Genomic DNA, 25,118 nt, shown 5'->3' on the forward strand with positions numbered 1-25,118 from the left:
TGGGTCAGCCGCCGGAGTGGTCCAGCTCCGCGTCGACCGGGGGCAGCGCGCACTCGGGGTCGTCCAGCCAGCCCTCGGGCAGCACGACCCGCTTGCCGCCGGCGGTGCGTCCGCGCGGCCCGTCGGCGCCGATCGGCCAGGGCTGGTCCAGGTCGAGCCGGCCGAACCAGTCGTCGAGTTCGGCCAGGCTGCTCGCGGTGGCCAGGCCGCGGCGGATGGTGCCGCCGACCGAGAAGCCCTTCATGTACCACGCGACGTGCTTGCGCAGGTCGGTCACGCCGTGCGCCTCGTCGCCGATCCACTCGGCGAGCAGCACCGCGTGCCGGCGCATGATCGCGGTGGCCTCGCCCAGGGTCGGGCGGGCCCGGTCGGCGCTGCCCTCGAACGCGGAGACCAGGTCGCGGAACAACCACGGGCGACCCAGACAGCCGCGGCCCACCACGACGCCGTCGCAGCCGGTCTCGCGCATCATCCGCAACGCGTCCTCGGCGTCCCAGATGTCGCCGTTGCCGAGCACCGGGATGTCGGTGACGACCTCCTTGAGCCGGGCGATGGCCGACCAGTCGGCGGTGCCGCCGTAGTGCTGCTCGGCGGTGCGGCCGTGCAGGGCGACCCAGGTGACGCCCTCGTCCACGGCGATCCGGCCCGCGTCGAGGTAGGTCAGGTGGTCGTCGTCGATGCCCTTGCGCATCTTGATGGTGACCGGCACGCCGCGGGCGTTCTTGACCGCCGAGCGCAGGATGTCGCGCAGCAGGTTGCGCTTGTAGGGCAGCGCCGAGCCGCCGCCCTTGCGGGTGACCTTGGGCACCGGGCAGCCGAAGTTGAGGTCGATGTGGTCGGCCAGGTCCTCGTCCACGATCATCGCCACCGCGCGGCCGACGATGTCCGGGTCGACGCCGTAGAGCTGGATGCTGCGCGGGCGCTCGGTGTCGGCGAAGCGGATCAGGCGCAGCGTCTTGGCGTCCCGCTCGACCAAAGCGCGGGTGGTGATCATCTCGCTGACGTACAACCCGGCGGGACGTGCGGTGGTGGCCGCCTCGGCCTGTTCCTGGCACAACGTGCGGAACGGCGCGTTGGTGATTCCGGCCATCGGGGCCAGCACCACCGGTGGCCAGATCTGCGCACCGCCCGCGGCGCCCAGGCGCAGCGGCGCCCACGGGCTGCCGGTCGCGTCGGGGATGGGTGCGTCGGCGGGTGCCATGGACGGTGCTCCAGAAGGGTGCGGGAAACGGAATCGATCCATTGTCGCCCACCGGGGAGGCACGCCTTCGGGGAATAAGCGGATGCCGGGTGTCCGCCGGTCCTGACACCATCGCGGGCATGACCACCGATTCCCCCGATTCCGGGACGACGACCGACGAGCCGGATGCCGCGCCGACGGCCGAGCCCCGCGACGTCGCGTCGCTGATCCTGCGGGCCCGGCGCACACCGCGGGTGAAGTACGTCTTCTTCTGGGGTCATCGGGAGCCGCTCGACGGCGTCGACTCGAGCTGCCTGAGTCAGTGGTATCCGTCGCCGTTCACGGTGGACGACGTGACCTATCGCACGGCCGAGCACTGGATGATGGCGGGCAAGGCGCGGATGTTCGACGACGCGGACGCGGAACGGCGGGTGTTGGCCGCGGCGCACCCCAAGGCCGCCAAGGCGATCGGTCGGCAGGTGCGCGGTTTCGACGAGCGGCGCTGGCTGGACGAGCGGTTCGAGTTGATCGTGCGCGGCAATGTGGCCAAGTTCGGGCAACACCCGGCGATGGGCGCCTTCTTGCTGGGCACCGGGCGGCGGGTGCTGGTCGAGGCCAGCCCGGTGGATCGCATCTGGGGCATCGGGCTGGCCGCGGACGACGAGCGGGCCGGCGATCCCGAGCTGTGGCGCGGGTCGAATCTGCTGGGATTCGCGCTGATGGAGACCCGGGCCCGACTGGTCGCGGCGACCGGCCGGGCCGGTGGATCCGCCCCGGCCGGGTCGCCCCGATGAACTAATCTCCGCACCATGAGTGCCTTCCCGCCCCCGCAGCCCCCGAATGGGCCCGGCTACGGCCACGGGCAACAGCCGTACGGACAGCCGAACAACGGTCCGCAGCCCTATGGGCAGCAGCAGCCCTACGGGCAACCCACGCACGGACAACAGCCGTACGGTCAGCCGTACCCGCAGCAGTACGGCCAGGGGTACGGCGGGCCGCCGCCGCCCGCGCCGCCGAGGCGGCCGAAGTGGCTGGTGCCGGTGGCCGCGGTGGCGGCGCTCGCGGTGATCGGCGGCGGGGCCTTCCTCCTCGTCTCCGGCGACGACGGCGACGACAAGAAGCCGGCCGCCAACTCCTCGCCGAAGCCGGTGAACAACGGCGGCTCGCTGCCCGCACCGCAGGGCTCGACCCCCGCCCCCGCGGACGAGCCCAAGGGGTTCCAGTCCGCGCCGCCGCCGAACACGAGCGACATCGACGCGGTCTCCACCGACAAGTTGTCCTTCACCACGGACTACTTCTTCAAGGAAGCCGGCGAGTTCGACGGGCGCAGCGGCGCCAAGTACCGGCAGTTGGCCGTCGACGGCTCGGCGGCCAAGGACTGCTCGAAGGCGGTCACCGCGACCGGCTCGGCGCTGACCCGGAACGACTGCCTGGGCGTGTTGCGCGGGTCGTACAAGGACTCCGCCGGCAAGTTCGTGGCGACGCTGTCGGTGATCTCGGTACCGGACAAGCCCAAGGCGCAGGAGCTGCGCAAGGCGCTGGACGCGATTCCGTTCGCGACGTCGCCGACCGCGTGGCTCACACCTCCCGCGTCGAGCGGGATCACCTTCAAGGACGGCTCCGAGCACATCGCGGTCTCCACCACGACCGGGCACTACGTGTTGGTGATCGACATCGGCCGGGCCGACGGCGCGCCGCTCAAGGGCCAGGGCGAGGCGGTCTCCAAGGCGGCGAGCGCCGTCTTCGGCGACCTGAACTACCGGATGACGGACCGGATCGTGGCGGGCATCTTCAAGATGGGCTAGGCGTGGTCGGGCGGGATCCGCGCGACGGCCCCGGGCCGGGCCGCGATGCACGTGAGGGGCGCCGTCGTGGACGGCGCCCCTCACGTTCGTTGCCCGGCCTACGGCCGGCTCCGGGTCAGCAGCCCGGCAGCCGCGCCGCGAGATAGCCCACGACCTGGTCGAGCGACACCCGCTCCTGCTGCATGGTGTCGCGCGAGCGCACGGTCACCGCGTCGTCCTCGAGCGTGTCGAAGTCGACGGTGATGCAGAACGGCGTGCCGATCTCGTCCTGGCGACGGTAGCGGCGGCCGATCGCACCGGCGTCGTCGAAGTCGCAGTTCCAGTACTGACGCAGGTCCGCGGCCAGCCCGCGGGCCTTGGGCGACAGGTCGGTGTTGCGCGACAGCGGCAGGATGGCGGCCTTGACCGGCGCCAGGCGCGGGTCCAGGCGCAGCACGGTGCGCTTTTCCAGCTTGCCCTTGGCGTTGGGCGCCTCGTCCTCGAAGTACGCGTCGAGCAGGAACGCGAGCATCGCCCGGTTCAGGCCCGCGGCGGGCTCGATGACGTACGGGAACCAGCGCTCGCCCGCGTCCTGGTCGAAGTACGACAGGTCGGTGCCGGACTTCTCCGAGTGCGTGCGCAGGTCGTAGTCCGTGCGGTTGGCGATGCCCTCCAGCTCGGAGAACTCGGTGCCACCGAAGTTGAAGCGGTACTCGATGTCGACCGTGCGCTTGGAGTAGTGCGACAACTTCTCCTTCGGGTGCTCGAAGAAGCGCATGTTGTCGGGGCTGAGGCCGAGACCGACGTACCAGTCCCAGCGCTGCTGCATCCAGTATTCCTGCCAGGTCTCGTCCTCCCCCGGCTTGACGAAGAACTCCATCTCCATCTGCTCGAACTCGCGCGTGCGGAAGATGAAGTTGCCGGGGGTGATCTCGTTGCGGAAGCTCTTGCCGGTCTGGGCGATGCCGAACGGCGGCTTCTTGCGCGAGGTCTGCTCGACGGCCTTGTAGTTGACGAAGATGCCCTGGGCGGTCTCCGGGCGCAGGAACGCGCGGCCGGACTCGTCCTGGGTGGGGCCGAGGAAGGTCTGGAGCAGCCCGTTGAACATCTTGGGCTCGGTGAAGGTGCCCTTGTTCCCGCAGTTGGGACAGGTGATGTCGGCGAGGCCGTTCTCCGGCAGCTTGCCGCGCTTGGCCTCGTACGCCTCTTCGAGGTGGTCGGCGCGGTAGCGCTTGTGGCACGAGGTGCACTCGGTCAGCGGGTCGACGAACGCCTCGACGTGACCGGACGCCTCCCACACCTCGCGGGCCAGGATGACGGAGGAGTCCAGACCGACGATGTCGTCACGCGAGGTGACCATCGTGCGCCACCACTGGCGCTTGATGTTCTCCTTGAGCTCCACGCCGAGGGGACCGTAGTCCCAGGCGGCCCTCTGGCCGCCGTAGATCTCACTACAGGGGTAAACGAAGCCTCGGCGCTTGCTCAGGCTGACGATGGTGTCGATTTTGTCGGCGGCCACAATGCTCTCTTCGGTGCGACGATGCGGGCAGTGACAGTGTCGGCACAGGCTACCGGCGCGCCGGTCGCCCCGGTAAATCCTTATGCCCGCGACCGACTCCGCCACGGTTGGCCCATTCCGCTATTATTGACAACGATTGTCATTCTAGTTGAGAATCATTGTCATGAAGATACGCCGCACCGCCCCGGCTGCCCTGCTTGCGGCCGCCGCCGCGTCCGCCTTGTTGCTCTCCGGATGCGCCGGCACCGACGACGCGAAGGCGGACACCGGCGCGGGCGCGAAGCTGCGGGTGATCGCGGCGTTCTATCCGATGAAATTCATTGCCCAGCAGGTCGGCGGGCCGCACGTGAAGGTGACGAACCTGACCAAGGCCGGCGCCGAGCCGCACGATCTGGAGCTGACCCCCAAGCAGGTCGGCGCGGTCTCGCAGGCCGATCTGGTGGTCTACCTCAAGGGCCTGCAGCCCGCGGTGGACAAGGCGATCTCGCAGAACAAACCCAAGCACACCGTCGAGGCCGGCAAATTCGCGCCGCTGGAGGAGCACGGCACCGAGGTGCACGGCGCCGAGGAGGGCGGGCACGAGGGCCACGATCACGCGGACGCCGAGCACGGCGATCCGCACGTGTGGCTGGACCCGACCCGGCTCGCCGCGATCGCCGGCGGCGTGGGCGAATCGCTCGCCGCCGCGGACCCGGCCAACGCGGCGGACTACCGCGCCCGCGCCGCCGACCTGACCACGCGCCTGAACACCCTCGACGGCGAGTTCACCGCCGGGCTGACCACGTGCGCCCGCCGGGACTTCGTGACCGCCCACGCCGCCTTCGGCTACCTCGCGGAGCGTTACCACCTGAACCAGATCGGGGTGAACGGCGTCAACCCGGAATCCGAGCCCTCCCCCGCCCGCCGCGCCGACATCCAGAAGCTGGCCCGCGAACGCGGGGTGACCACGATCTACTTCGAAACCCTGGCCGAGCCCAAGACCGCCAAGGTCCTCGCCCGGGACCTGAACATCGAAACCGCCGTCCTGGATCCGCTGGAGGGCATAAAAAACGAGGCCGAGAACGATTACTTCTCGGTGATGCGCGCCAACCTGGACGCGCTGCGGAAGGGACTCGGCTGCTCATGACACGACTTCAGGCACCGGTCGCCCGACTGATCGGCGGCACCGCGTCCCTGGGCGGCCGGCCGGTACTGCGCGGAGTGGACCTGAGCGTGCACCCCGGCGAGGTGGTCGCCCTGCTCGGCGCCAACGGCTCGGGCAAGTCCACCCTGGTCCGCACCCTGGTCGGCCTGGTCCCGTTGACCGGCGGCACGATCGAACTGTTCGACACGCCGTTCGCCCGCTTCCGCGACTGGTCCCGGATCGGCTACGTGCCGCAGCGCACCACCGCCGCCGCGGGTGTCCCGGCCAGCGTGCGCGAAGTGGTCACCTCCGGCCTGCTCGACGGCCGCCGCGTGCTGGGCCCGGGTCGCCGGGGTCGGGCCGCCGTGGACGAGGCGCTGGCCGCGGTCGGCATGCTCGACCGCGCCCGCGACGGCATCGCGCACCTGTCCGGCGGCCAGCAGCAGCGGGTGCTGATCGCCCGCGCCCTGGCCCGCCGCCCCGACCTGCTGATCATGGACGAGCCGATGGCGGGCGTGGACCTGCGCAGCCAGGAGGTACTCGCGGGCACCCTGCGCGCCCAGCAGGAGCAGGGCCGGGCGGTCCTGCTCGTCCTGCACGAACTCGGCCCGCTGGAGCCGCTGATCGACCGCGCGGTGGTGCTGCGCGAGGGCTGCGTGTGCCACGACGGCCCGCCGCCCAGGGCGGTCGGCCAACACGCGCTGCCGGGCCACGACCACGTACACCCGCACGACGATCACACCGTGCACCACGCCGGGATGGGACTGCTCTCGTGACGATCCTGGACTTCCCCTTCATGCAGCGCGCGCTGCTCGCGGCCCTGCTCGTGGGCATGGCCGCGCCCGCCGTCGGCGTCTACCTGGTCCAGCGCCGGCAGGCGTTCATGGGCGACGGCATCGGACACGTCGCCCTGACCGGCGTGGGCCTGGGCTTCCTGCTCAGCACCTCCCCGGTGTGGACCGCGGTGCTCACCGCGTCCGCGGGTGCGGTGCTGATCGAGCTGATCCGCGAACGCAACCGGGTCAGCGGCGACGTCGCGCTGTCCGTGCTCTTCTACGGCGGCATCGCGGGCGGCGTGATGCTGATCAACCTCGCCCCGGAGGGCTCCAACGCCAACCTCCAGTCGTACCTGTTCGGTTCGCTGACCTCGGTCTCGCCGGAGGACATCCGGATCATCACGATCCTGGCCGTCGCGGTGCTCGTGGTCACCCTGGGCCTGCGCCGCGCGTTGTTCACGGTGTGCCAGGACGAGGACTTCGCCCGGGTGACCGGACTGCCGGTGCGCGCGCTGAACCTGCTGCTCGCGGTCACCGCGGCGGTCACCGTGACGGTCGCCATGCGGGTGGTGGGGCTGCTCCTGGTGAGTGCGCTGATGGTGGTCCCGGTCGCGGTCGCCCAGCAACTCTCGCGCACGTTCTCGATGACCGCCGCGCTCTCGATCGTGGTCGGCGTGCTGGTCTCGGTCTCCGGTACGGCACTGACCTACTACGTCGACGCGCCGCCCGGGGCCACCATCGTGCTGCTCGCCATCGCGTTGTTCGTCCTGGTGGGTCTGCTCGCGACACCGCTGAACCGGCGCCGGGCCCGGCGCGCGGAGGCCGCCGCGGCCGAGGCCGGCCCGGCTCGGGTCGACGACGTACAGGTGGACGCGGAGGTGCCCGGCGCCGGCACAATGGCGACCTAGACATGGACACACCGCGCCGGCACGAGAACAGCGCGCCGTCCGGCCCGTAGTGATCGAGGAGGCACCCAGGTGACCACCGCCCACGGCGCGAGCCCGGTTCGGGGTCGGTCCACCCGGCAGCGTGCCGCCGTATCGGCCCTCCTCGACGAGATCGAGGACTTCCGCAGCGCGCAGGACCTGCACGACCTGCTCAAGCAGCGCGGCGAGGCGGTCGGGCTGACCACCGTCTACCGCACCCTCCAGGCGCTGGCGGACGCGGACGAGGTGGACGTGCTGCGCACCCAGGACGGCGAGTCGGTCTACCGTCGGTGCAGCCGCGGCCACCACCACCACCTCGTCTGCCGCTCCTGTGGCCGCACCGTCGAGGTCGAGGGCCCGGCGGTCGAGCGCTGGGCCAACCGGATCGCCGCCGAACACGGCTTCGGCGACGTCTCGCACGAGTTGGAGATCTTCGGCACCTGCGCACAGTGCGCGAACGCCGCCGACTGAACCCGGCCCGATCGGCTACCAGGTGCCACCCCCGGTCGTACCGGCCGTCGTGCCACCCCAGGTCCCGCCCTCGGTGCACGTCCCGGTGGGCCGCACGGTGGCCGACCCGACCCGGTTGGGCTCCAGCACGTTGAGCTGCCCGGCCGCGATCGAAGCGCCGTAGAGGAACTCCGAGTAGGCGAACGTCTTGGTGATCGACTTCTTCCCGGCGGGCACCTCGATCTTCTCCTGCTTCATGCCGCCGGAGGATCCGCCGTAGCTGATGGTGATCCGCCCGCCCTTGTGCCCGTCGGCGAAGCTGATCGTGCCGATGAAGGTCTCCATGAACGCGCTCTTGCACCGGACGCCGGCCAGCGTGCCGGGCGTGACGCTCAGGAACACGCCCTCGACCCGCAGATCACCGTCGCCGGCCCTGCCGTCCTGGTCCGAGACCTTCGGCGCCTCGCCGGTCGTGCCCTGCTTGCGGTCGGCGTCCGAACCGCCCTTGTTCTTTTGACACGCGGTCGCGCCCGACCCCATGACACCCACGATGATCGCCGCGACGACGGCACGACGCATTCCCCGACCCATGGCAATTCCCCCCGGTTGTCCGGCGGATCGTCCTCCCCAGGCGATCCGTCCGCGAACTCACGGTAGGAGCGGGGGCGTCGCGCCGCCGCCGCGCTCGCAGGACGCGAACGCGGCGGTGACGCGACCGTGACATCGTGACAGCGGATCTACTCGTACGGCTCCCGCGGCGTCGGGATGTGATCGACCCGCGTCGCGGTCAGCGCGGGCATCGCGTCGTCCGCCTGGATCTGGCCGTTGGGCAGCCAGCGGCCGGTGACGCTCACCCACGAGTCGGTGGGGGGCGCCGCGACGCCGTGCACCTCGATCTTGCGGGCGAACGCGTCGGCGGCGCAGCAACTGATCACCATCCGAGTGACGTACCACGTGCCGGGCGCCTTGCCGGGCGTGACGAAGCCGGTGAGCTGGACGTTGCGGTCCTTGAGCGGCGCGGTGGTGTCCCAGACCGAGCGGATCAGGAAGTCCGCCAGGGTCATCGGCAACGGATCCCCCGGCGGCAGCGCCGGGAAGCCCGCGTCGTTCGAGGCGGCGGCCGGCTTGGCCACCACGTTGTCCGAGCGCGAGGCGGTGTACGAACCGAGCGCGGGCGGCGCGATCAGGAACAGCGCGAGCACCGGCAGGCACAACAACCAGGCCGCGCGCGGGCCGGCCGAGTGGTCGTGGCCGTGCCCGCCCTCGTCCGCCGGTTCGGCGACGTGCCCCTCGGCGGGCCCGGTCGCCTCCGCGGACGCGTGCGCCGCGGCCGGCTCCTCGGCCCGCCGCTGGATCCCGTCCCGCACCACGGAGATCAGGCCGACCACGAGCAGGATCACGCCCGCCGCGAGCAACGCGGGACGCAGCCCGTCCTTGACGTAGCGCAGGTACATGTCGGTCAGCGAGATCCGCAGCAGCGCACCGCCGATCAGGATCAACAACACCGCCTGGACGTCCCGCCTCACAACAACCACCATCCGACGCCGTAGCTCGCCACGATCGCGACCACGAACGTGGCCGAGGAGAACCGGGCCGCGAAGCCGCGCCCGAAGGTGCCCGACTGGAGCGCGATCAACTTCACGTCCACCATCGGGCCGACCACCATGAAGGCCAGTTTCGCGGTCGGCGAGAAACCGATCAGACTCGCCGCCACGAACGCGTCCGCCTCCGAGCAGACCGCGAGCACCACCGCGAGGAAGGCCAGCGCGAGCACCGCGAACCACGGCGAACCGGAGACCGCGTCGATCACGTGCTTGGGCACCGTGACGTTCAGCGTCGCGGCGGTGAGCGCGCCGATCACCAGGAAGCCGCCCGCGTGCAGGAAGTCGTGCTGCAGCGCGAGCCGGAAGTTCTCCCACTTGCCGTTGCCGCCGTGATCGTGCGGGCGGCGCATCACCTTGATCCACTCGGGCCGACCGAATCGTGCCCACAACCAGCCCATCAGCACCGCCGTGCCGAGCGAGGCCACGAACCGGGCGAGCACCATCTCGGGTTGTTTGGGAAAGGCCACCGCGGTCGCGGTCAGCACGATCGGGTTGATCGCGGGCGAGGACAACAGGAACGCCAACGCCGCGGCGGGCGCCACCCCGCGCGCCATCAGCCCACTGGCCACCGGCACGGACGCGCACTCGCAACCGGGCAGGATCGCCCCGGCCGCGCCCGCGACCGGCACCGCCAGGGACTGCCGTCCGGGCAACACCTTGGTGAACACCGACGGCGGCACGAACGCGGTGATCGCCGCCGACAGCAGCGTGCCGAGCACCAGGAACGGCAGCGCCTGCACGGAGATCGCGACGAACACGGTGGCCCAGGTCTGCACCGCGGGCGCGCCGAGTCGATCCACGATCCACGGCTGGGCGAACAGCAGCACGACCAGCGCGAGGACGAAGAATTCGAGTTGGCCCGGCCGCCACCGCTCGGCGGGTGGGCGACCGTGCGAGGCGGACCCGACGGTCGCGGACGACTCGGCGCTGCGCGGTGGTGGTGGCGCCGTCCGGGCGGCGGCAGCGGGGCGCGGCGGCGCGCTCTTTTCGAACATGATGGTCATGTTCGCATTGATCGAGCGGCTGCCGCCGAGCGCACACCCCGCTTTACGAACCTTTCACCCGCCGATCGTCGCCCACTCGGACGAGCGGTGCCGGTCGGGAGCGGTCCGCCGGGGGTGATCAGGCTTTCGACGCGGCCGAGGACCCCGAGGAGACCGGCTCCGGCTCCGCCGCCGACTCCGCGGCGGCGACCGCGTTCGGCAGCGCGCCGCCGTAGCGGCGATCGCGCGACGCGTACGTCTCGCACGCCTGCCACATGTGCCGCCGGTCGAAGTCCGGCCACAACACGTCGAGGAAGACCATCTCGGCGTACGCGGACTGCCACAGCAGGAAATTGGACGTGCGCTGCTCACCGGAGGACCGAATGAACAGGTCCACATCGGGCATGTCCGGCTCGTCCAGATACTTGGCGAACAACTTCTCGTCGACCTTCTTCGGGTCGAGCCGGCCCGCCTTGACGTCCTGGGCGATCAGCGCGGCGGCGTCCGCGATCTCGGCCCGGCCGCCGTAGTTGATGCACATCGCCAGGGTGAGGTTGGTGTTGTCCTTGGTCCGCTCCTCGGCGATCTCCAGCTCCCGGATCACGCTCGCCCACAACCGGGGCCGCCGACCGCACCAGCGGATCCGCACGCCGAGCTCGTCCATCTCGTCGATCCGCCGGTGGATCGTGTCGATGTTGAAGCCCATCAGGAAGCGCACCTCCTCGGGCGAACGCTTCCAGTTCTCGGTGGAAAAGGCATACGCGGAGACGTATTTGACGCCGATCTGCGCGGCGCCCTCGACCACGTCGAACAACGACGCCTCGCCCGCGGTGTGCCCGTCGGTGCGGGCCAGACCGCGCTCCTTGGCCCAGCGACCGTTGCCGTCCATCACCAGCGCCACGTGCCGGGGCACCAGGTCGGCCGGGATCTCCGGGGGCAGCGCCCCCTCGGCGTGCGGCTTCGGGTCGCGGTAGTGCCGCTGCTCGCGAGCCGCCCGGGCGGGCGCCGACTCGGCCCGCCGGCGGCGGGGGAACAGGCCGAAGCGGCCACGCGACTGACTCACGATCTCTCCACCAATCTCAACGAGCGGATGCCCCGCTCCAGATGCCATTGCAGATACGCGGCCACCAGGCCGCTGCCCTCGCGCCGGTGCCGCGGCTCGCTCGCGTCGGCTCGGCCCCAGTCGCCGGTCAACAACGCACCGAGCAGGGAAAGGGTCTCGGGTGAGGGTACGACGGATCCGGCCGGACGGCAGTCGCCGCACACCGTCCCACCGCCCTGCACGGAGAAGAACCGGTTCGGTCCGTCCAGGCCGCAGCGCGCGCAGTCGACGAAACTGGGCGCGTAACCCGCCACCGCGAGCGAACGGAGCAGGAACGCGTCCAGCACCAGGCCGGGCTCGTGGCTGCCCATCGCGAGGGTGCGCAGGGCACCGATCAGCAGCAGGTACTGCTGGAGCGCCGGCTGGCCGCGCTCGTGGTCGGTCAGCCGCTCGGCGGTCTCCAGGATCGCCGTCCCGGCGGTGTACGCCGGGTAGTCCAGCGCGAGGCGACCGCCGTACGCGCCCAGGGTCTCCGCCTGCGTGATGATCGGCAGGCCGCGACCGGGGAAGTCGCTGCCCCGGGTGAAGAATTGGATGTCCACGTGCGCGAACGGCTCGACCCGGGCGCCGAACTTCGACTTGGTCTTGCGCACCCCGCGGGCGACGGCGCGCACGATGCCGTGGTCGCGGGTCAGGAGGGTGATGATGCGATCGGCCTCACCCAACTTCTGGGCGCGCAGGACGACACCCTCGTCACGGAGGAGGCTCATGCTCCCATTGTGCCGCGCTCGGCCGACGCGCCGGGGCGGCGCTCACCACCGGCGGGCCCGGCTCACGGCTCACGGACCTGCGAGCACATGATCGATGCGGGCCCGGCCGAGCCCGAGTCGGTCGCCGGCGTGGTAGAGGATCACCCGATGTGCCGGGTCGTACGCCCCACCGGCCAGCGCGACCCGGGCCGCGACACCGACCAGGTGCTCGCGCCCGGCGACCGCCAGATGCGGCGCGATCTCGGCGAGCGCCCACGCGGTGTCCTGCGCCACATGCGCCCCGACGTCGGCGGCGAGCGTGCACGCGTCGTAGCTCGGCATGCCCGCGGCCCGAACCGTCTGCACCGCGGCCGCGCGCACCGCCTCCGCCGCGTGCGGCTCGTCGTCCACGGCCGCCACGACGGCCACCACGAGGGCACGCACCGCCTCGCGCAGCAGCAGCGTGAGCGCACGGGCGGTCGGCGTCTCCAACACCGAGGCGTCGTGCCGCGTGCAGCACACCGCGCACTCGATGCCGGAGCCGGCTCGCCCGAGCGGGATGAGCGCGACGCCGAACACCACGAGTCGACGCCGACCGCCGCCCTTGCGGAAGCGCCGATCGCCCCCACACGCCGGACAGTGGAATTCGCCGTCCCCGATCGCCGATCGAATGGTCCGGATGCCCACGACGAAGAACATGGTGCAGCCCCCTGCGTCCCACGCGACGGAATGCAGTATTTCCGCCTGCTCCGATGCTGCCACGATTTTCACGAAGCGTCATCGAAAGCGGACAGATGGTTACTTTTGTTTGCCGGGGGCGGAGCGTCGGGCCGTCGAAAAGGGCGGATTCGCGAGCATGCGAACGACGGTCCCCGTCGTGCCGGGAACCGCCGTTCGCGAAAGCTTCCCGGTCAGCCGCGCGCGGCGCGGTTGACCGCGCTCACCACCGCCTGGAGCGACGCGCGCACGATGTTCTCGTCCACGCCCACGCCCCACAGCACCCGGCCGTCCACGGCGCACTCGACGTAGGCCGCGGCGCGCGCGTCCTCGCCGCCGCTCATCGCGTGCTCGGTGTAGTCCAGCACCCGCGCGTCGAAGCCCAGGCCGCCCAGCGCCCGCACGAACGCGTCGATCGGGCCGTTGCCGATCGCCTCCAGCGTCTGCACCGCGCCGTCCACGCTCATCTCGACGGTCAGCACGTCCTTGCCGTCCGCGCCGGAGACCGTGCGGTGACCGCGCAGCTCCAGCCGACCCCAGCGGGCGTCCGGGGTGGGCAGGTACTCGTCCCGGAAGGTGGCCCAGATCTGCGCCGGCGTGACCTCGCCGCCCTCGGCGTCGGTCTTGGTCTGGATGATCCGGGAGAACTCGATCTGCGCACGCCGCGGCAGGTCCATCTTGTGGTCGGCCTTGAGCACGTAGGCCACGCCGCCCTTGCCGGACTGGCTGTTGACCCGGATCACCGCTTCGTAGGTGCGGCCCACGTCCTTGGGGTCGATCGGCAGGTACGGCACCGCCCAGTCCAGTTCCTCGACCGGCTTGCCCGCCTCGGCCGCGTCCCGGTCCAGGGCCTCCAGGCCCTTCTTGATCGCGTCCTGGTGCGAGCCGGAGAACGCGGTGTACACCAGGTCGCCCGCGTACGGGTGGCGCGGGTGCACCGGCAGTTGGGTGCAGTACTCGACCGTGCGCCGGATCTCGTCGATCTCGGAGAAGTCGATCATCGGGTCTACGCCCTGGCTGAACAGGTTCATCCCCAGCGTGACCAGGTCCACGTTGCCGGTGCGCTCGCCGTGCCCGAACAGGCAACCCTCGACCCGGTCGGCGCCGGCCATCACGGCCAGCTCGGACGCCGCCACCGCGGCGCCCCGGTCGTTGTGCGGGTGCACCGACAGCGCGATGAACTCACGGCGGGTCAGGTTGCGGCTCATCCACTCGATCTGGTCCGCGTACACGTTCGGCGTCGAGCGCTCGATGGTCGCGGGCAGGTTCAGCACGATCTCGCGACCGGCCTCGGGCTGCCATACGTCCATCACCGCCTCGCAGACCTCCAGCGCGAAGTCCGGCTCGGTGTCGATGAAGATCTCCGGCGAGTACTCGTAGCCGAACGCGGTCTCCGCACCCAGGTGCTTGTCCGCGAAGCGCATCACGTGCTCGGTGCCGGACACCGCGATCGCCTTGCACTGCTCGCGGTCGACGTTGAAGACGACCCGGCGGAAGGCGGGCGCGGTCGCGTTGTAGAGGTGGACCGTGGCCTTGGGCGCACCGATCAGCGACTCGACGGTGCGCCCGATCAGTTCCTCACGGGCCTGGGTCAGCACCGAGATGGTGACGTCGTCCGGTACCGCGCCCTCTTCGATGATCGAGCGGATGAAGTCGAAGTCGGTCTGCGACGCGGCCGGGAAACCGACCTCGATCTCCTTGTAACCCATCCGCACCAGCAGGTCGAACATGGTCCGCTTGCGGGCCGGGCTCATCGGGTCGATCAGCGCCTGATTGCCGTCCCGCAGGTCGGTGGACAGCCAGCGCGGTGCGACCGTGATCGTCTTCGACGGCCAGGTGCGGTCCGGCAGGTCGACGCCCCGAAACGGCTGGTACTTGTGAATCGGCATTCCGGACGGCTGCTGCGTCACGGACGAGGCGGTGATCGGCGTGGGGCGATTCACGGAAGGCATGCGGCTGGTCTCCTGTACGCGAGGAACGGGGCTGCAACGGCAGGTAGGCCGGCGACGGGAGGAAACGACATCCCGGAGGCTCCGACGTGCGGACATGCCTCTATCCCCGCGACGGGGGAGCCGGTCTGACCTCTGTCAGAGGGATGAGCCCCCGGCGCGGCGGCTAAGGAGAAGCAGCCACTGACGCATGATTTCGCAACCATACCCGAACGCTCGCGGCGGTCGAGCCGGCATCCGGCATACGAACACATGTGATCTTTTCGGCCCAGCCCCTCCCCCGCCGGCCGGGTTCCTCCTACGCTCACTGACCATGAGCTACGACAACCAGGGCCCATACGGACCACAGCCGGGTCAGGGCCAGCCCGGCGGATACCCCCAGCAGGGCGGGCCGGGCTACGGACAGCCGCAACAGGGCGGCTACGGGCAGCAGCCTCCCCCGCAATACGGACAGCAGCCGCCGCAGCAGTACGGCCAACAGCCGCCGCCCGGATACGGGCAGCAGCCCCCGCAGCAGTACGGACAGCAGCCGGGCTACGGGCAGCAGCCCGGTGGCTACCCGCCGCCCACGCCGAGCGGAGGCGGCATGGGTGGCGGAGCGGCGGCGTTCGCGCCGGCGGCGATCGCCGGCGTGGTCGCTGCGGCGATCGCGGCGGTCGGCTCGTGCCTGGCCTGGATCGGCGCCAAGGGCGAGGACCACCCGATCAAGGGCCTCCAGGGCGACGGCAAGTGGACCCTGACCGCGAGTCTGATCGCCGTCGTCCTGTTCGGCATCGGCATCGCGCTGCGCAAGGCACAGGTCGCCGCGGGCGCCGGGGTCGCCGGCGTCGTGGCCCTGGGCTTCGCGATCTGGAACATCGCCGACAAGACCCGGCTGCCGATCCAGGACGCGGACCTGCCCGACTCCCAGGTCGACCGGGCCAAGAAGATCCTGGAGAAGGTCGACCTCACGGCCGAGTACGGGCTGTGGATGGTGCTGGTCGGCGCCGTGATCACCATCGGCGCCGCCGTGTTCGTGCTGGTGAAGGCGAACGCCAACCAGTCCGGCCCGTACGGCCGCTGACCCCTCGACCGACCTCAGAAACCGAGCTTGCGGAGCTGCTTGGGGTCGCGCTGCCAGTCCTTGGCCACCTTCACGTGAAGGTCCAGGTAGACGGGCGTCCCAAGCAGCGCCTCGATCTGCTTGCGGGCGCGCGTGCCCACGTCCTTGAGCCGCGCGCCCTTGTGCCCGATCACGATCGCCTTCTGGCTCGGCCGCTCCACGTAGAGATTCGCGTGCACGTCGAGCAGCGGCTTGTCCGCCGGGCGGTCCTCGCGCGGGATCATCTCCTCGATGACCACCGCGAGCGAGTGCGGGAGTTCGTCCCGGACACCCTCCAGCGCGGCCTCGCGGATCAGCTCGGCGGCCATCACCATCTCCGGCTCGTCGGTGAGCTCGCCGTCCGGGTACAACGACGGGCCCGCCGGCAGCAGCGGCATCAGCAGGTCGGCGACCAGGGTCACCTGGCTGTCGCCGACGGCGGAGACCGGGATGATCTCGGCCCACTCGATGCCGACGTCCTCGCCCATCTTCTGCACCGCGAGCAACTGCTGGACCAGGGTCTGCTGGTCCACCAGGTCGGTCTTGGTCACGATCGCGACCTTGGGCGTGCGCTTGGCCTCGGCCAGCTCGGCCGCGATGAACCGGTCGCCGGGGCCGACCTTCTGGTCGGCCGGGATACAGAAGCCGATCACGTCGACCTCCGCCCAGGTGGCCCGGACCAGGTCGTTCAGCCGCTGGCCGAGCAGCGTGCGCGGCTTGTGCAGGCCGGGGGTGTCCACCAGGACGAGCTGGCCGTCGGGGCGGTGCACGATGCCGCGCACCGTGTGGCGGGTGGTCTGGGGGCGGCCCGACGTGATCGCCACCTTCGTGCCCACCAGCGCGTTCGTCAGGGTGGACTTGCCGGCGTTGGGGCGGCCCACGAAGCACGCGAAGCCCGAGCGGTGGACGGGCGCGGAGGGGTTAGGGCGATCACTCATGGGTGACATTGTCGCTCAAGAAGCGAGCGTTCCTTGCGTCGCGGGTGCGGCCGCCGCCCCGAGGCGGTCGGTATCGGGCCTCAGACGCTCGCGACGGCGCGCACGACCGCGTCCGGACCGGCCGACAGGATCGGCGTACCGGCGCCGCCGAGATCGCGCACCGCGGCCCGGTCGGCCTCGGTCACCGCGGCCTCGGCCCCGACGATCGCCGCCGCCTCCAGACCACGTGCCCCGCCCGCGACCGCCATCGCGACGGCCGTGCGCAGCGCCGACAACTCCAGCGACGGCAGCGCGACCGTGGACGCGGTGTAGGTGCGCCCGGTCTCGTCGCGCACGGCGGCACCCTCGCTCGCCCCGTTGCGGGCCCGGGTGGCCCGGGCCAGGGTGACCAGCTTGGCGTCCTCGGGGTCGACGGCGAACTCGGGCGTCTCGGCGCTCACGGGGGCTCTCCTGTTCGGCGCGGTACGGGTGCCGCACACCCTAACTCGCCGCCGGTCCGGGGCCGCGCCCGAGGCGGCGGCCCACCCGACGGCCCGTCATCGATTGCGCTCGGCCCCCGAGCGGGTGTCCGCGGCGCTCGATCGCTCGTCGTGCTCCGACTCGACCCGGCCGACCACGATCGTGCCGACCCGGTTGCGCCGGCCCGACGGGCTCTCCGCGCTCAGCCGCAGGCCCTCGACCACGGCGGTCGCGCCCGGAATGGGCACCCGGCCCAGTGCCTTGGCGAGCAGACCGCCGACGGTCTCCACGTCCTCGTCGTCGAGTTCGAGGCCGAACAACTCGCCCAGCTCGTCCACGGGCAGCCGGGCGGTGACCCGGAAGGTGCCGTCGGCGAGTTGCTCCACCGGCGCGGTCTCGGTGTCGTACTCGTCGGTGATCTCGCCGACGATCTCCTCCAGGATGTCCTCGATGGTGACCAGCCCGGCGGTGCCGCCGTACTCGTCGACCACCACGACCATGTGCGTGCGGTCGGCCTGCATCTCGCGGAGCAGGTCGTCGGCCGGCTTGCTGTCCGGCACGAAGGTCGCGGCGCGCATGATCGAGTCGACGCTCTCCTTGGCCCAGCCGGGATCGCCCATCGTGCTGCGCCGGGCCAGGTCCTTGAGGAAGACGATGCCCACCACGTCGTCCTCGTTCTCGCCGATCACCGGGATCCGCGAGTAACCGCTGCGCAGCGCCAGCGACATCGCCTGGCGCAACGTCTTGTGTCGTTCGATGAAGACCATGTCCGGGCGGGGCACCATCACCTCGCGCACGATGGTGTCGCCCAGTTGCAGCACCGAGTGCAACATCTCGCGCTCGTCGTCCTCGATCAACGAGTCCTTCTCGGCCAGGTCCACGAACGCGCGCAGTTCGGCCTCGGACGCGAACGGGCCCTCCCGAAAGCCCTTGCCGGGCGTGAGCGCGTTGCCGAGCAGGATCAGCAGCCTGGGCAGCGGTCCGAGCACGCGGGCGAGTCCGAACAGCACGGGTGCGCCGATGGTCGCCACGGTGACCGGGTGCTGGCGGCCGACGGTGCGCGGGGACACCCCGACCGCGACGTAGGACACCACGACCATGATGCCGATGGTGGCCAGCACCGCCTGCCAGGTCTCGGCGAAGTCGTCCATGCACACGACGGTGACCAGGACGGCCGCCGACAGCTCGCACGCGACCCGCACCAGCAGAGCCAGGTTGAGATAGCGGGCGGGATCCTGAACCACCGTCAACAGGCGCTTGGCGCCCCGGCGTTCCTCGCGAACCAGTTCCTCGGCGCGGACCCGGGAGATCCGCGCGAGGGCGGTCTCCAGACAGGCGAAGAGGCCGGCCACCACCACCAGGACGATCGCGCCGACCACGAGTTGCAGCACGCTGTCAGCGGGCACTGCCGCCCCAAGGCCGGGTCCGGCTCGGGGCGGATGGATCCGATGGCGGGATCATCCGCGGTCTCCCGCGGCGCGACGGGCCTCCCGCCAGGATTCGAGCAACTCCTTCTGGAGCGCGAACATCTCGCGCTCCTCGTCCGGCTCGGCGTGGTCGTAGCCGAGCAGGTGCAACACGCCGTGCACGGTCAGCAGGTGCAGTTCGTCGTCCATGGAGTGGCCGGCCGCCGCGCCCTGGCGCTGTGCGACGGTCGGACACAGCACGACGTCGCCGAGCAGCCCCTGCGGGGGATCCTCGTCGGCCTTGCCGGGACGCAGTTCGTCCATCGGGAAGGACATCACGTCGGTCGGACCGGGCAGGTCCATCCATTGGATGTGCAGTTGTTCCATCGCGGGTTCGTCCACGATGACCACGGACAGTTCCGCCAGTGGATGGATGCGCATACGGTCCAGCGTCCACCGGGCGACGTCCACGATCGCGTGTTCGTCCACCCCCGTGCCGGACTCGTTGGCGATGTCGATGGACATGGCCTTCAGTTCACTTCCCGTTCCACTGTTTGCATGTTCACTGTGTGCTTGCCCCGCCCGTTGCGATCGCCCGGTCGCCGACCACGCGTCGCGGGCAGGTCACCCTTGGCGCCGCTGCCGTTCGCACGGCCGTCCGCCTCGACCCGGATGTCGTAGCGCGCGTACGCGTCCACGATCCGGCCGACCAGCTTGTGTCGCACCACATCCTCGCTGGTGAGGTGGCAGAACGCGATGTCGTCCACGCCACGCAGGATCTCCTGCACCACGCGCAACCCGGACTGGGTGCCCCCGGGCAGGTCCACCTGCGTGGTGTCGCCGGTCACCACGATCCGCGATCCGAACCCGAGTCGGGTCAGGAACATCTTCATCTGCTCGGCCGAGGTGTTCTGCGCCTCGTCCAGGATGATGAAGGCGTCGTTGAGCGTCCTTCCACGCATGTACGCGAGGGGGGCGACCTCGATGGTGCCGGCCGCCATCAGGCGGGGGATCGAGTCGGGGTCGATCATGTCGTGCAGCGCGTCGTAGAGCGGGCGCAGGTAGGGGTCGATCTTCTCGTAGAGGGTGCCGGGCAGGAAGCCGAGGCGCTCGCCGGCCTCGACCGCCGGGCGGGTCAGGATGATCCGGGTGACCTGCTTGGACTGCAGGGCCTGGACCGCCTTGGCCATCGCCAGGTAGGTCTTGCCGGTGCCCGCCGGGCCCAGGCCGAACACGATGGTGTGTTCGTCGATCGCGTCCACGTAGCTCTTCTGGTTGAGCGTCTTGGGACGGATCGTGCGGCCGCGGTTGGACAGGATGTTGAGGGTCATCACCTCGGCGGGGCCGTGCCCGTCGCCGGAGCGGACCATCGCCACCGAGCGCTCGACCGCCTCCTCGTTGAGCGGCTGGCCGGTGCGCACGATGACCAGCAGTTCGTCGAAGAGCCGGCGGATCAGGGCCACGTCGGCCTCGGTGCCGGAGACGGTGACCTCGTTGCCGCGGACGTGGATGTCCGCGGCGGGGAACCCCTGCTCGACCACTCGCAGGAACGAGTCGCCGGACCCGAGGAGCGCCACCATGGGGTGCTTGGCGGGGATCGTGATCTTCGCCTGGGCCTGCGCGGTCGGAGTTTCGCGCGTGCTCTCGCGCGCGGTGTTCTCGGAGCTCGCGCCTCGCGCGTTCGTCGTGGGAGCCATGGGCGGCCTTGGCGGCCTGATCACGCCTCATTTCCGTGCTCGGGAAGCGGTTCGATGTTGCTCAATGGTAGCTCTCCGGTCCCGGCGGACCCCGGGGTTTATTCCGCCGGCTGCCGCCGCCTGGGCACGTCGATCCGGTCCAGGTCGTGCGCCGCGACGGTGTCCGGAAAAACCTCCCGGGCCTGCTCCAGGAGCGGCGTCACGTCGGAGTAGCGCTGCGAGAAGTGGGTCAGCACCAGCCGACGCGCCCCCGCCTCGGCGGCGATGACCGCCGCGTCGCGCGCGGTGAGGTGGCCGACCTCGCGGGCGAGCTCGGCATCGGCGTCGGCGAAGGTGGACTCGCACACGAGCAGGTCCGCGTCGCGCGCCAGCTCGACCGCGCCCGCACACATCCGGGTGTCCATCACGAAGGCGAACCGCTGGCCCGGGCGCGGCACGCTGACCTGTTCGAGGGTGACCTCGCCGACGCGGCCCTCGCGCTGGATCCGACCGACGTCCGGGCCGGATATGCCGTGCGCGGCGAGCCGCTCGGGCACCATCCGGCGGCCGTCCGGCTCGACCACGCGGTAGCCGTACGACTCGACCGGATGGGAGAGCCGGCGGGCCTCCAGCGTGAAGGGCCCGGCGGGCAGTTCGACGTGCTCGCCCGCCAGCGGGTGCTCGATCAGCACGGCGCTCTCGTGGAACGCGGTCGCGTGGTGCAGTCGGTCGAACCAGTGTTGTCCGCTCGCCGGGTAGTGCGCGGTCACCGGGTGCGTGATCCGGTCCAGCGACATGCGTTGGATCACGCCGGGGAGGCCGAGGCAGTGGTCACCGTGGAAGTGCGTCACGCAGATCCGGGTGATGTCGTGCGCGGCCACCCCGGCGTGCGCCATCTGCCGTTGGGTGCCCTCCCCGGGGTCGAACAGCAGCCCTTCGCCGTCCCAACGCAGCAGGTAGCCGTTGTGGTTGCGCTGTCGTGTCGGGGCCTGGCTCGCGGTGCCGAGAACGACGAATTCCCTGGTGGACACTCGACGACTAACCGGGAGGCCAGCTCAGCCCACGACCGCCGAGCAGATGCGCGTGCACGTGGAAGACGGTCTGGCCGGCGCCGGCGCCGGTGTTGAAGACTATCCGGTAGCCCGCCTCGGCAAGGTCCTCGGCGGCCGCGACGGCCGCCGCCTCGGCGAGCAGGGTGCCTGCCAATTCCGGTGCCTGGGCGCCCAGTTCGCCCGCGTTGGCGTAGTGCGCACGCGGGATGACCAGGACGTGGGTGGGCGCCTGCGGGTTGATGTCCCGAAAGGCCACCACGTCCTTGGTCTCGCGGACGATCGTGGCCGGGACGTCGCCGGCGAGGATCTTGCAGAACAGGCAGTCGGCCTGGGGTTCCCCCGCAGCCATGGGTGCCTCCATCGGGTCCGAGTCGATCACGGGCGGTCGCCCCCGATCGTAGTCAGGTGTCCCGTCCGCCGCTTCAGCCCCAGCGGCCGGAGCGGGCCAACAACACGGACGCGGCCGAGACGCCGGCCGTGGAAGTACGCAACACGGTCGGGCCCAGGCGGTACGCGCTCGCGCCGGCGGCGGCGAACGCGGCCAGTTCGTCCGGGGACACCCCGCCCTCGGGGCCGACCACCAGGACCAGGTCGCCCTCGGTCGGCGTGCCGGCGGTCGCGATCGGCGCGTCGGCGTCCTCGTGCAGGACGCCCGCGAACGCGGCCTCGCCCAGCAGGGCGGCCACCCCACGCGTGCTCATCGGCTCGGTCACCTCGGGCAGGTGCAGCCGGCGGGCCTGCTTGCCCGCCTCGCGGGCGGTCGAGCGCCACTTGGCCAGTGCCTTCGCGCCGCGTTCGCCCTTCCACTGGGTGATGCAGCGGGCGGCGGCCCAGGGCACGATCACATCGACGCCGACCTCGGTCATCGTCTCCACCGCGAGTTCGCCGCGGTCGCCCTTGGGCAGTGCCTGGACCACCACGATCCGGGGGGTGGGGGCGGGTTCCTCGGTGCGCGAGTCGACGTCGACGTACAGCGTGTCCTTGCCCTCGGTGCGGTTGACCGTGCCGTGCACGGCCAGTCCGGCGCCGTCGGCCAGGACGATCGGCTCACCGGCGACGAGGCGGCGCACCGTGACGGCGTGCCGGCCCTCGACACCGTCCAGGACGACCTGCCGGCCGTGCCGGATGGCGTCGCCGGGGGCGAGGAAGACGGGGGCGCTCAAGCGGCTGCCTTTCGGGTGGCGGCCATCTCGTCGACGAGCCGGCCGATCACTTCGGCGGCCGGCTCCTCGCGGGCGAGGCGCCAGCCCTGACCGGCCCACAGGGCCAGGCCGTCGGCCTCGCCCCGGGCGGCGGCGGCCTTGCGGATCGGCGAGACCAGGTGATGGACGTAGGGGTAGACGCCGGGGGCCTCGGCCTCGTGGCGGGCCACGAAGCCGTTGTGCAGTCCCCTGGCCCAGCGGCCGGAGAAGGCGCGGGTGAGCACGCTGCGATCGAAGGCCGGGTCGGCCAGCGCGGCCTTGTGCGCGGCGGGCGCGACGGCTTCCGGGCAGCGCAGGAAGGCGGTGCCCAGTTGGGCGGCACTCGCGCCGGCGAGCCGCACCGCCTCGATCTGGCGGCCGGTCATCAGGCCGCCGGCGGCGATCAGCGGCAGCTCGGTCTCGGCGGCGATCAGGGTGAGCAGCGTGAGCAGGCCGTACGGGGCGGGGGCGTCCGGGTTGGCGAAGCCGCCCTGGTGGCCGCCGGCCTCGATGCCCTGCACGCACAGCGCGTCGACCCCGGCGGCGCTCGCGAGGCGGGCCTCCTCGGGCGTGGTCACGGTGGCCACGGTCGACGTGCCGGCGGCGCGCAACGCGCCGATCGCGTCGAGGTCGGGCAGGCCGAAGGTGAAGCTCACCACCGGGACGGGGTGGGCGAGCAGCAGCGCGAGCTTGGCGTCCCAGTCGTCCCGCTCCGAGCCGGGGGCGGGCGTGCCGACGGTGCCTCCGTAGTGTGCGGCGGCCCGGGCCAGCGAGGTCGCGTAGCGCCGGGTGCGCTCGTCCTGGGCCCGGGTGGGCGCGGGGTGCGGCATGAACGCGTTCACCCCGAACGGCGCGTCGCCGATCAACGCGCGCAGTTCCCCGATCTCGGCGGCCAGCGCGTCGGCCGAGCGATACCCGGCGGCCAGGAAGCCGAGCCCGCCCGCGCGCGCGACCTCGGCCGCGAGCGCGGATCCGGCCGCCCCCGCCATCGGCGCCTGCACGATCGGCAGCGCGGTCAGCCGGGTCGGGTCGGTGGTCGTCGGCATCATGCTCCCCGTTCGCTCAAGGACGGCTCGGCTCGCGTCACCCGACCAAGCCTAGGGCGTGTCCTCGACCCGAACTCGCGCCACCGTCCGGGGCGGATGCGCGACCGAGCGCCGGATCGGGCGATTTCGGCCCGTCCGGCGCGCTACGACGACGCGGCGCGCGCGTAGAACACCCGCGCGCGCCGCAGCCGGCCTCATCGGCCGTTGAACGCGTCCTTGAGCCGGGAGAACAGGCCCTGCTGGCCCGGCGTGAACTGGCCGGAGGGCCGTTCCTCGCCGCGCAGCTTGGCGAGCCGCCGCAGCAGCTCCTCCTGCTCGGGGTCGAGCTTGTTCGGCGTCTGCACCTCGACGTGCACGATCAGGTCGCCCCGACCGCCGCCGCGCAGGTGGGTGATGCCGCGTCCGTGCAGCGGGATCGACTGGCCCGACTGGGTGCCCGGGCGGATGTCGATCTCCTCGGTGCCGTCCAGCGTCTGCAACGGCACCTTGGTGCCCAGCGACGCCGCCGTCATCGGGATGGTGACCGTGCAGTGCAGGTCGTCGCCGCGCCGCTGGAAGGTGGTGTGCGGGACCTCGACGATCTCCACGTAGAGGTCGCCGGCCGGGCCGCCGCCGGGGCCGACCTCGCCCTCGCCCGCGAGCTGGATCCGGGTGCCGCTGTCCACGCCCGCCGGGATCTTGACGGTGAGCGTGCGCCGCGCGCGGATCCGGCCGTCGCCCGCGCACTCGGGGCACGGGTGCGGGACCACGGTGCCGAAGCCCTGACACTGCGGACACGGCCGCGACGTCATGACCTGGCCCAGGAAGGACTTGGTGACCTGGCTGACCTCGCCGCGCCCGCGACACATGTCGCAGGTCTGTGCCGAGGTACCCGGGGCGGCGCCCTCGCCGTTGCACGTGTTGCACGTGACGGCGGTGTCCACCTGGATCTCCCGGGTGGTGCCGAACGCGGCCTCTTCGAGGGTGATCTCGATCCGGATCATCGCGTCCTGGCCGCGGCGCGTACGCGAGCGCGGTCCGCGCTGGCTGGCCTGGCCGAAGAACGCGTCCATGATGTCGCTGAAGCCGAAGCCGGCCTGGCCGAAGCCGCCGCCCCCGCCGCCCCCGGAGGACAGCGGGTCGCCGCCGAGGTCGTACATCTGTCGCTTCTGCGGGTCCGAGAGGACCTCGTAGGCGTTGTTGATCTCCTTGAACCGGTCCTGCGTCTTCGGGTCCGGATTGACGTCCGGGTGCAGCTCCCGAGCAAGCCGGCGGAAGGCCTTCTTGATTTCCTCCGGGGTGGCGTCCCGCCGTACCCCGAGGACCTCGTAGTAATCGGTAGCCAACTCTACGACTCCGCGAGAATCTGTCCGACGTACCGAGCCACGGCGCGCACCGCTCCCATCGTTCCGGGGTAGTCCATCCGGGTCGGCCCGAGCACCCCGAGCTTCGCCAGCGTTTCCTGCCCACTGCCGTATCCGACGGCGACCACCGAGGT

Annotated in this window: 26 protein-coding genes and 1 pseudogene; 7 read left to right on the forward strand and 20 right to left on the reverse strand. The window is 71.3% G+C overall.

Annotation, left to right across the window (positions count from 1 at the left end; all coding sequences use genetic code 11):
* Positions 1-4 precede the first annotated feature (4 nt).
* A complete protein-coding gene (gene dusB, locus ACFXMF_RS28510) occupies positions 5-1,201 on the reverse strand; it encodes a tRNA dihydrouridine synthase DusB (RefSeq protein WP_360304656.1) in 1,197 nt (398 codons plus the stop codon).
* 119 nt (positions 1,202-1,320) lie between these two features.
* Here dusB and ACFXMF_RS28515 point away from each other — a divergent pair, with 119 nt between their 5' ends.
* Both ACFXMF_RS28515 and ACFXMF_RS28520 read left to right on the forward strand, forming a co-directional pair.
* The gene (locus ACFXMF_RS28515) at positions 1,321-1,974 is read left to right on the forward strand and encodes an NADAR family protein (RefSeq protein ID WP_360304654.1); all 654 of its coding nucleotides are present in this window, start codon (positions 1,321-1,323) and stop codon (positions 1,972-1,974) included.
* Between the two features lie 15 nt (positions 1,975-1,989).
* Positions 1,990-2,985, forward strand: coding sequence for a hypothetical protein (locus ACFXMF_RS28520; protein WP_360304652.1), 996 nt, complete (start codon positions 1,990-1,992; stop codon positions 2,983-2,985).
* Between the two features lie 115 nt (positions 2,986-3,100).
* On the opposite strand, the gene ACFXMF_RS28525 is transcribed toward ACFXMF_RS28520, so the two are convergent.
* Entirely contained in the window at positions 3,101-4,483 is a 1,383-nt protein-coding gene (locus ACFXMF_RS28525; protein WP_360304650.1) for a glycine--tRNA ligase, read from the reverse strand.
* Between the two features lie 163 nt (positions 4,484-4,646).
* On the opposite strand from ACFXMF_RS28525, the gene ACFXMF_RS28530 reads away from it, so the two are divergent.
* The 4 genes from ACFXMF_RS28530 to ACFXMF_RS28545 all read left to right on the forward strand — a co-directional run bounded on the left by ACFXMF_RS28530 (position 4,647) and on the right by ACFXMF_RS28545 (position 7,779).
* Positions 4,647-5,609, forward strand: a complete 963-nt coding sequence (locus tag ACFXMF_RS28530) for a metal ABC transporter substrate-binding protein (protein WP_360304649.1) — start codon at positions 4,647-4,649, stop codon at positions 5,607-5,609.
* The gene (locus ACFXMF_RS28535) at positions 5,606-6,382 is read left to right on the forward strand and encodes a metal ABC transporter ATP-binding protein (protein ID WP_379990278.1); all 777 of its coding nucleotides are present in this window, start codon (positions 5,606-5,608) and stop codon (positions 6,380-6,382) included. Before ACFXMF_RS28530 ends, ACFXMF_RS28535 begins: the two co-directional genes overlap by 4 nt.
* Positions 6,379-7,290, forward strand: coding sequence for a metal ABC transporter permease (locus ACFXMF_RS28540; protein WP_360304645.1), 912 nt, complete (start codon positions 6,379-6,381; stop codon positions 7,288-7,290). The genes ACFXMF_RS28535 and ACFXMF_RS28540 overlap by 4 nt, the downstream gene beginning before the upstream one ends.
* Positions 7,291-7,359: 69 nt before the next feature.
* Entirely contained in the window at positions 7,360-7,779 is a 420-nt protein-coding gene (locus tag ACFXMF_RS28545) for a Fur family transcriptional regulator (RefSeq protein WP_020553159.1), read from the forward strand.
* A gap of 15 nt (positions 7,780-7,794) precedes the next feature.
* Here the strand turns inward: ACFXMF_RS28545 and ACFXMF_RS28550 are convergent, their stop codons facing one another.
* From ACFXMF_RS28550 to leuA, 7 genes are all read right to left on the reverse strand, one after another.
* Positions 7,795-8,349: a hypothetical protein gene (locus ACFXMF_RS28550; protein ID WP_379990277.1), complete on the reverse strand. Its 555-nt coding sequence runs from the start codon at positions 8,347-8,349 to the stop codon at positions 7,795-7,797.
* Between the two features lie 146 nt (positions 8,350-8,495).
* Entirely contained in the window at positions 8,496-9,284 is a 789-nt protein-coding gene (locus tag ACFXMF_RS28555) for a TIGR03943 family putative permease subunit (RefSeq protein ID WP_360304641.1), read from the reverse strand.
* Positions 9,281-10,366, reverse strand: a complete 1,086-nt coding sequence (locus ACFXMF_RS28560) for a permease (protein WP_379990276.1) — start codon at positions 10,364-10,366, stop codon at positions 9,281-9,283. Before ACFXMF_RS28560 ends, ACFXMF_RS28555 begins: the two co-directional genes overlap by 4 nt.
* Positions 10,367-10,484: 118 nt before the next feature.
* Positions 10,485-11,381 (reverse strand): isoprenyl transferase, encoded by an 897-nt coding sequence (locus tag ACFXMF_RS28565; protein WP_380017850.1) that lies wholly within the window; start codon positions 11,379-11,381, stop codon positions 10,485-10,487.
* Between the two features lie 23 nt (positions 11,382-11,404).
* A complete protein-coding gene (recO, locus tag ACFXMF_RS28570; RefSeq protein ID WP_360304635.1) occupies positions 11,405-12,157 on the reverse strand; it encodes a DNA repair protein RecO in 753 nt (250 codons plus the stop codon).
* A 69-nt stretch (positions 12,158-12,226) separates the two neighbouring features.
* A complete protein-coding gene (locus ACFXMF_RS28575) occupies positions 12,227-12,898 on the reverse strand; it encodes a TerB family tellurite resistance protein (RefSeq protein ID WP_379990275.1) in 672 nt (223 codons plus the stop codon).
* 149 nt (positions 12,899-13,047) lie between these two features.
* Entirely contained in the window at positions 13,048-14,805 is a 1,758-nt protein-coding gene (gene leuA, locus ACFXMF_RS28580) for a 2-isopropylmalate synthase (RefSeq protein WP_360304633.1), read from the reverse strand.
* Positions 14,806-15,115: 310 nt separating this feature from the next.
* Between leuA and ACFXMF_RS28585 the strand changes: the two genes are divergently transcribed.
* Positions 15,116-15,865: a hypothetical protein gene (locus tag ACFXMF_RS28585; protein ID WP_360304631.1), complete on the forward strand. Its 750-nt coding sequence runs from the start codon at positions 15,116-15,118 to the stop codon at positions 15,863-15,865.
* A gap of 14 nt (positions 15,866-15,879) precedes the next feature.
* Here ACFXMF_RS28585 and era read toward each other — a convergent pair whose 3' ends face one another.
* The 11 genes and pseudogenes from era to ACFXMF_RS28640 form a co-directional block, all read right to left on the reverse strand.
* Positions 15,880-16,830, reverse strand: a complete 951-nt coding sequence (gene era / locus ACFXMF_RS28590; protein ID WP_360304629.1) for a GTPase Era — start codon at positions 16,828-16,830, stop codon at positions 15,880-15,882.
* Between the two features lie 71 nt (positions 16,831-16,901).
* On the reverse strand, positions 16,902-17,261 hold the full coding sequence (locus ACFXMF_RS28595) for a cytidine deaminase (protein ID WP_360304627.1): 360 nt from the start codon (positions 17,259-17,261) through the stop codon (positions 16,902-16,904).
* Between the two features lie 96 nt (positions 17,262-17,357).
* Positions 17,358-18,686 carry a hemolysin family protein gene (locus ACFXMF_RS28600; RefSeq protein ID WP_360304625.1) on the reverse strand — a complete coding sequence of 443 codons (1,329 nt, stop codon included), beginning with the start codon at positions 18,684-18,686 and terminating at the stop codon, positions 17,358-17,360.
* A 51-nt stretch (positions 18,687-18,737) separates the two neighbouring features.
* Complete coding sequence (gene ybeY, locus ACFXMF_RS28605; RefSeq protein WP_360304623.1) at positions 18,738-19,211, reverse strand: rRNA maturation RNase YbeY; 474 nt, start codon at positions 19,209-19,211, stop codon at positions 18,738-18,740.
* Positions 19,212-19,216: 5 nt separating this feature from the next.
* On the reverse strand, positions 19,217-20,266 hold the full coding sequence (locus ACFXMF_RS28610) for a PhoH family protein (protein ID WP_360305447.1): 1,050 nt from the start codon (positions 20,264-20,266) through the stop codon (positions 19,217-19,219).
* A 215-nt stretch (positions 20,267-20,481) separates the two neighbouring features.
* Positions 20,482-21,393: a ribonuclease Z gene (locus tag ACFXMF_RS28615; protein WP_360304621.1), complete on the reverse strand. Its 912-nt coding sequence runs from the start codon at positions 21,391-21,393 to the stop codon at positions 20,482-20,484.
* 7 nt (positions 21,394-21,400) lie between these two features.
* Positions 21,401-21,763, reverse strand: a complete 363-nt coding sequence (locus ACFXMF_RS28620) for a histidine triad nucleotide-binding protein (RefSeq protein ID WP_360304619.1) — start codon at positions 21,761-21,763, stop codon at positions 21,401-21,403.
* Positions 21,764-21,836: 73 nt separating this feature from the next.
* Positions 21,837-22,577, reverse strand: coding sequence for a 16S rRNA (uracil(1498)-N(3))-methyltransferase (locus ACFXMF_RS28625; protein WP_379990274.1), 741 nt, complete (start codon positions 22,575-22,577; stop codon positions 21,837-21,839).
* Positions 22,574-23,641, reverse strand: a complete 1,068-nt coding sequence (locus tag ACFXMF_RS28630) for a nitronate monooxygenase (RefSeq protein ID WP_360305445.1) — start codon at positions 23,639-23,641, stop codon at positions 22,574-22,576. Before ACFXMF_RS28630 ends, ACFXMF_RS28625 begins: the two co-directional genes overlap by 4 nt.
* A 194-nt stretch (positions 23,642-23,835) precedes the next feature.
* Positions 23,836-24,966, reverse strand: a complete 1,131-nt coding sequence (gene dnaJ / locus ACFXMF_RS28635) for a molecular chaperone DnaJ (RefSeq protein ID WP_360304615.1) — start codon at positions 24,964-24,966, stop codon at positions 23,836-23,838.
* 2 nt (positions 24,967-24,968) lie between these two features.
* Positions 24,969-25,118, reverse strand: a pseudogene (locus tag ACFXMF_RS28640) (heat-inducible transcriptional repressor HrcA); the annotation flags it as partial.

This window comes from Embleya sp. NPDC059213, from assembly GCF_042754445.1.
Lineage (GTDB): Bacteria > Actinomycetota > Actinomycetes > Streptomycetales > Streptomycetaceae > Embleya.

Coding starts and splice junctions, on each gene's coding strand:
- era (WP_360304629.1), bottom strand. CDS start 16,830: ATGTCACCCATGAGTGATCGCCCTAACCCCTCCGCGCCCGTCCACCGC.
- ACFXMF_RS28585 (WP_360304631.1), top strand. CDS start 15,116: ATGAGCTACGACAACCAGGGCCCATACGGACCACAGCCGGGTCAGGGC.
- ACFXMF_RS28550 (WP_379990277.1), bottom strand. CDS start 8,349: ATGGGTCGGGGAATGCGTCGTGCCGTCGTCGCGGCGATCATCGTGGGT.
- recO (WP_360304635.1), bottom strand. CDS start 12,157: ATGAGCCTCCTCCGTGACGAGGGTGTCGTCCTGCGCGCCCAGAAGTTG.
- ACFXMF_RS28520 (WP_360304652.1), top strand. CDS start 1,990: ATGAGTGCCTTCCCGCCCCCGCAGCCCCCGAATGGGCCCGGCTACGGC.
- ACFXMF_RS28630 (WP_360305445.1), bottom strand. CDS start 23,641: ATGCCGACGACCACCGACCCGACCCGGCTGACCGCGCTGCCGATCGTG.
- ACFXMF_RS28530 (WP_360304649.1), top strand. CDS start 4,647: ATGAAGATACGCCGCACCGCCCCGGCTGCCCTGCTTGCGGCCGCCGCC.
- dusB (WP_360304656.1), bottom strand. CDS start 1,201: ATGGCACCCGCCGACGCACCCATCCCCGACGCGACCGGCAGCCCGTGG.
- ACFXMF_RS28610 (WP_360305447.1), bottom strand. CDS start 20,266: ATGGTGGCGCTCCTCGGGTCCGGCGACTCGTTCCTGCGAGTGGTCGAG.
- ACFXMF_RS28515 (WP_360304654.1), top strand. CDS start 1,321: ATGACCACCGATTCCCCCGATTCCGGGACGACGACCGACGAGCCGGAT.
- ACFXMF_RS28560 (WP_379990276.1), bottom strand. CDS start 10,366: ATGACCATCATGTTCGAAAAGAGCGCGCCGCCGCGCCCCGCTGCCGCC.
- ybeY (WP_360304623.1), bottom strand. CDS start 19,211: ATGTCCATCGACATCGCCAACGAGTCCGGCACGGGGGTGGACGAACAC.
- ACFXMF_RS28620 (WP_360304619.1), bottom strand. CDS start 21,763: ATGGCTGCGGGGGAACCCCAGGCCGACTGCCTGTTCTGCAAGATCCTC.
- leuA (WP_360304633.1), bottom strand. CDS start 14,805: ATGCCTTCCGTGAATCGCCCCACGCCGATCACCGCCTCGTCCGTGACG.
- ACFXMF_RS28535 (WP_379990278.1), top strand. CDS start 5,606: ATGACACGACTTCAGGCACCGGTCGCCCGACTGATCGGCGGCACCGCG.